The organism is Rhizobium sp. P1_E1, from assembly GCF_056406015.1.
The window spans coordinates 1-4,554 of record NZ_JBFUAY010000297.1 but is presented as its reverse complement, the minus strand read 5'-3'; the positions used below and the strand labels follow the sequence as shown (position 1 = coordinate 4,554).

Here is a 4,554-nt window from a genome sequence, read left to right as displayed (position 1 = left end):
CCTCCCTGCGGTACTGATGCTCATCCTTCGCCTCGCCGCGGGCGGTCAGATCCTGCCCGCGGAAAAACAGCCTGCCGCCCGTCGGTTTGTCCAAGCGGGCGATGATGCGCGCGCAGGTCGTCTTGCCGCAGCCGGATTCGCCGACCAGCGCCAATGCCCGCCCGGGAAAGAGCGAGAAGGACACACCTTTCAGCGCATGTACCGGGCCGAAATTACGCTTGATGTCTTCGAGCCGGATCACCGCGTCGGCGACAACAGGATTTGCCTCCGCTTTCATGCCAAGACTCCCGATAGATGCGGATTGCCCGGAAGCTGCGGAATGGCATTCCAAAGCTTGCGGGTATAATCGTGCCGCGGCGCTTGAGCGACCTGGCGAACGTCGCCCACTTCGACGAGTTCGCCCTTCAGCATCACCCCGATGCGCTGGCAGAGCTGCGCCATCAGATGCAGGTCATGGGTGATGAAGAGCACCGAAAAACCATAGGTCCGCTGCAGATCGACGACCTGCTCGAGAATCTCCCGCTGCACGACCACGTCGAGAGCCGTCGTCGGCTCGTCCATGATGATGAGTTCGGGCCTGAGCGCCAGGCAGATGGCGATGACGATGCGCTGGCGCATGCCGCCGGAGAACTGGTGCGGGTAGTCGCCGATGCGATGTGTGGGGATGCCGACGAGGCGGAACATCTCCTCGCCGCGAGCCCTTGATTCCTCATGCGAGCAACCGGTGTGTCGGCGCAGAACGTCATGGAACTGCGCCTCGACCCGCATCAGCGGATTGAGTGAATTCATCGCGCTCTGGAAGACCATGCCGATGCGCTTCCAGCGGATTTTCTGCAACTCGCATTCGGGCAGCCTCAGGAGATCCTGTCCGTCCAGCCGGATGCTGCCGCCGCTGATCCAGGCAGGCGCCTTGGAAAGACGCGTGATGGCATAGGCAATCGTGCTCTTGCCGCAACCGGATTYACCCGCCAGCCCGAAGATCTCGCCCCGGCCGATATTGAACGAGACCTCCTTGACGGCGCGGAATTCTCCCTTGTCGATGAGGTAATCGACATTGAGCTTTTCGATTTCCAGAAGATTGTCGCTCATCGGCCAAGCTCCAGTTCCCTGTTGCGAGCGCGGGTGAGGCGGAACCAGCGCGTCAGCGCCGGGCCGGAGCGCAGCTGCGGATTGGCGATCTCGTCGAAGGTGAAATTCAGCAGAGCAAGGCCTAGCCCCGTCAGCGCGATGCCGACTGCCGGCACCCCGATGTCCCACCATGCGCCGACCATGATCGCCGAGGAATTCTGGGCATTRTAGAGCATCGTGCCCCAGGAGACCTTCAGCGGATCGCCAAAGCCCAGATATTCGAGCGTCGTCTGGGCAACGATGGCGTAGATGATGCTGCCGACGAGGTTGATGCCGATCAGCGTCGTCAGGTTCGGCAGGATTTCCACGAAGATGATGCRCCAGGCCGGCTCTCCGATCATCTTGGAGGCCGTGACGAAGTCACGATTGCGAAGCGCCATCGTCTGCGAGCGTGTCATGCGGGCGCCCCAGGGCCAGGAGGTCAGCGCGATGATCGCCATGATCGTCATCGGCCCCACCGTCCCGGCGAAGGAGGCGAGCAGGATCAGCAGCGGCATGTTGGGGACAACAAGCACGGCATTGGTCGCAAGATCGAGCACCGCATCGGTCCTGCCTCCGGCATAACCGGCGACGAGGCCGATGGCCGTGCCGAGAACGGTGATGGCAATGCCCGTGGCAAAACCGACGGAGAGAGAGCTACGGGCGCCCCAGACGAACTGGCGATAGACATCCCGCCCCATCTTCGTCGTGCCCATGACATGTTCGATCGACGGGGGTTGATGCGAGCGCCCGACACGCGCTCCGGGCTCGCCGGGCGCAACGATCGGCGCAAACAGCGCCATCAGCCACAGAGCCAGAATGATGATGAGGCCGGCCAGCGCTTTCTTCTGCCTGAGGATGGGCCGCAGCGTAAAGCTCATCATACGGCCTCCCGCAATCTGGGATCGACGAGCCCGTAGATGATGTCGACGAGGAAGTTGGCGCTCAGCGTCGCGAGCGTCATCAGCAGCAACTGGCCCTGGATGACAGGATAATCGCGGGCGATGCTCGCAGTATAAAGCGTCAGTCCCAACCCCGGATAGTTGAAGACGATCTCGGTGACGATCGAGCCGCCGAAGACGGCGCCAAGCATCAGCGCCAGGTTGGTCAGAACAGGAAGCATGGCATTGCGTGCGCCGTAGCCGAACATGACGGTGAGGTGGCTGAGCCCCTTGGCGCGCGCCATGGTTACATAGTCCTCGCCGAGTACCGAGATCATCGACGAGCGCATCGTCGTCTGGAATTCGCCGATCAGGAACGGCGAAAGCGTCAGGACCGGCAGGATCGCATGGGCGAACACGCTGCCAATGAAGGTGAAATCGAAGGCGGGATCGAGGTTGGGATCATAGGCATATCCCACCGGAAACCAGCGCAGTGAGACCGCGAAGACGAAAAGTGTCGTCAGCGCCACGATGACAGGCGGCACCGAAATCATGATCACGGAAAGTGGCGAGACGATCGTGTCGAAGCGTCCGCCGCGACGCCAGGCCGAGATCGCGCCGAGCACGACACCGACGCAGAGCGAAAAGATGATCGCGGTGGTGACAAGGAAGACTGTCCAGAGCGTCGAACGGCCAAGAACCTGGACGACCGTCTGGGGGTAATATTTGACCGAGACGCCGAGATCGAGGGTCGCCAACCCCTTCACGTAATCGACGAACTGCCAGAGCATCGGCTGGTCGACCGCGCCGAAGCGCGCCTTGATCGCCTCGACGGCGGCAGGTGTTGCCCGCGGGCCGAGCTGGGCGACCATGGCATCGACAGGACTCCCCGGCATGAGCCGGGGAAGAATGAAGTTCATGACGATGGCGAACGCCAAGGCGACCGCATAGACGCCGAGGCGCCGGCTCGAAACGCGCATTTCCGCTCCCTCGCGAGGCTTATTGGACCGGCTTGAGGCGCAGCAGATGCATCAGGCGCATGCGGTTGTTGTCATGATCCTCCGGATTCATGACGGGATCCTTGTCGGTGACCCAGCCGGTGAAGCGCTTGCTGGAGAACTGATACCAGGTCGGCCCGTTGAATACCGGCACGACAGGGAAGTCGTCGGCAATCAGCAGCTGGATGTCGTTGAAGATCTTCTTGTGATCGTCCTCCGACGTCGCCTTCAGATACTGATCGAAAAGCGCGTCCAGCTTCGGGTTCGAATAGCGCGAGGGCGCGCCGGTGATGCGCCCGCCATATGCGGTCGACAGGCTCTGGTAATAGCCGCGGAATGGCGTTGCCCCGTCGGCGCGGGAGTTCATGACGACCTCGAAGCTGCCATCGATGATCTGCTTGCGCCATTGTTCATATTCCGGCGTGGCAACGGACGCGTTGATGCCGGCTGCACGCAGGCCTTCGACCGCAATCTGGACCGCATCGATCCAGTCCGTCCAGCCGTTCGGAACGATGATCGGGAAGGCAATCGGCTTACCGCTCGGCGTGGTGCGGAAGCCGTCGGCACCCTTCTTGTAGCCGGCATCGTCGAGGATCTTGTTGGCCTCCTCGGTATCGAAGCCCATGAAGGCGTCCTTGTCGCCTTCGGCGCCCTTGTTGCGCCAGGTCTCAAAACGCGGCGGCAGGCCGGTCGCATGCTCGTTGACGACAGGATAGCCGAAGCCGGCAATATCGACCATCGACGCGCGGTCCATGGCGAGGCTGAAGGCATGGCGGAAGTTCAGATCCTTGTAGGCCTCGAGGTTGCCTTCATTGCCGCTCTTGAAGTTCATCTGGAAGGCGACGGTTTCGGCCGGCGGCTGCCAATAGCCGTTATGGTCGGGATCGAGCGCCACGAAGGTCTTGTCGATCTGCGGAATGAAGGATCCGATCCAGTCCATATTGCCTTCCGGCAGGATGGCAAGCATCTGGTCGTTGCCTGATATCTGCGGCAGCCTGAGGCAATCGACATGCAGCGAGGCGGCATCCCAATAGTTCGGGTTGCGGCACTGCTCATAGACCTGCGGCGTGAAACGGCGCAGCTCCGTCATCGGGCCGGAACCGACCGGCTTCTCGTTCTTGAAGGCGACCGGATCGGAAACGTCCTTCCAGATATGCTCGGGAACGACGGCGAGATCGGCAAGCGTTTCCGGGAAATCGGAGTTCACGGCCTTGAGATCGATCCTGACCTCGGTCGCCGACGGCGCCTCGACGGAGGCAATGGTTTCGCCGACGCCGACAGTGTCGAGCGCGGGGTTCTTCAGCATGAGATCGATCGTGTACTTCACGTCAGCCGACGTCAGCGGCTGGCCGTCGGACCACTTCAGACCAGACCGCAGCGTATAGGTGACCGATTTCATATCACCGGAGAACTTATAGTCGGTCGCCAGGCGAAACACCGGCTTGCCGCCATCCTCTGCATTGAAGATGACCAGGGGCTCGTAGATGAAATCCATCGTGCTCTGCCGGCGGCCGGCAAGGTCGAAGGGATTGAAGTTCTGAACCCAGCTGCTCTGCTCCTCGATATGC

Annotated in this window: 5 protein-coding genes; all 5 read right to left on the bottom strand. The window is 61.6% G+C overall.

Annotation, left to right across the window (positions count from 1 at the left end; genetic code table 11):
- Positions 1–277, bottom strand: a 277-nt coding sequence (locus tag AC1D1Z_RS34355) for an ATP-binding cassette domain-containing protein (RefSeq protein WP_477853253.1), incomplete at its 3' end; no start/stop codon positions are given.
- Positions 274–1,089 (bottom strand): ABC transporter ATP-binding protein, encoded by an 816-nt coding sequence (locus tag AC1D1Z_RS34350; RefSeq protein WP_477853252.1) that lies wholly within the window; start codon positions 1,087–1,089, stop codon positions 274–276. The genes AC1D1Z_RS34355 and AC1D1Z_RS34350, both read right to left, overlap by 4 nt.
- Positions 1,086–1,988, bottom strand: coding sequence for an ABC transporter permease (locus tag AC1D1Z_RS34345; protein WP_477853251.1), 903 nt, complete (start codon positions 1,986–1,988; stop codon positions 1,086–1,088). The genes AC1D1Z_RS34350 and AC1D1Z_RS34345 overlap by 4 nt, the downstream gene beginning before the upstream one ends.
- Positions 1,988–2,968 carry an ABC transporter permease gene (locus AC1D1Z_RS34340; RefSeq protein ID WP_446968411.1) on the bottom strand — a complete coding sequence of 327 codons (981 nt, stop codon included), beginning with the start codon at positions 2,966–2,968 and terminating at the stop codon, positions 1,988–1,990. Before AC1D1Z_RS34340 ends, AC1D1Z_RS34345 begins: the two co-directional genes overlap by 1 nt.
- Positions 2,969–2,987: 19 nt before the next feature.
- Positions 2,988–4,554: ABC transporter substrate-binding protein (locus AC1D1Z_RS34335; protein ID WP_477853250.1), on the bottom strand; the 1,567-nt coding region annotated here is incomplete at its 5' end.

What these genes read in the sequence shown, in the direction of transcription:
- AC1D1Z_RS34340 (WP_446968411.1), bottom strand. Translation starts at nt 2,968, where the DNA reads ATGCGCGTTTCGAGCCGGCGCCTCGGCGTCTATGCGGTCGCCTTGGCG.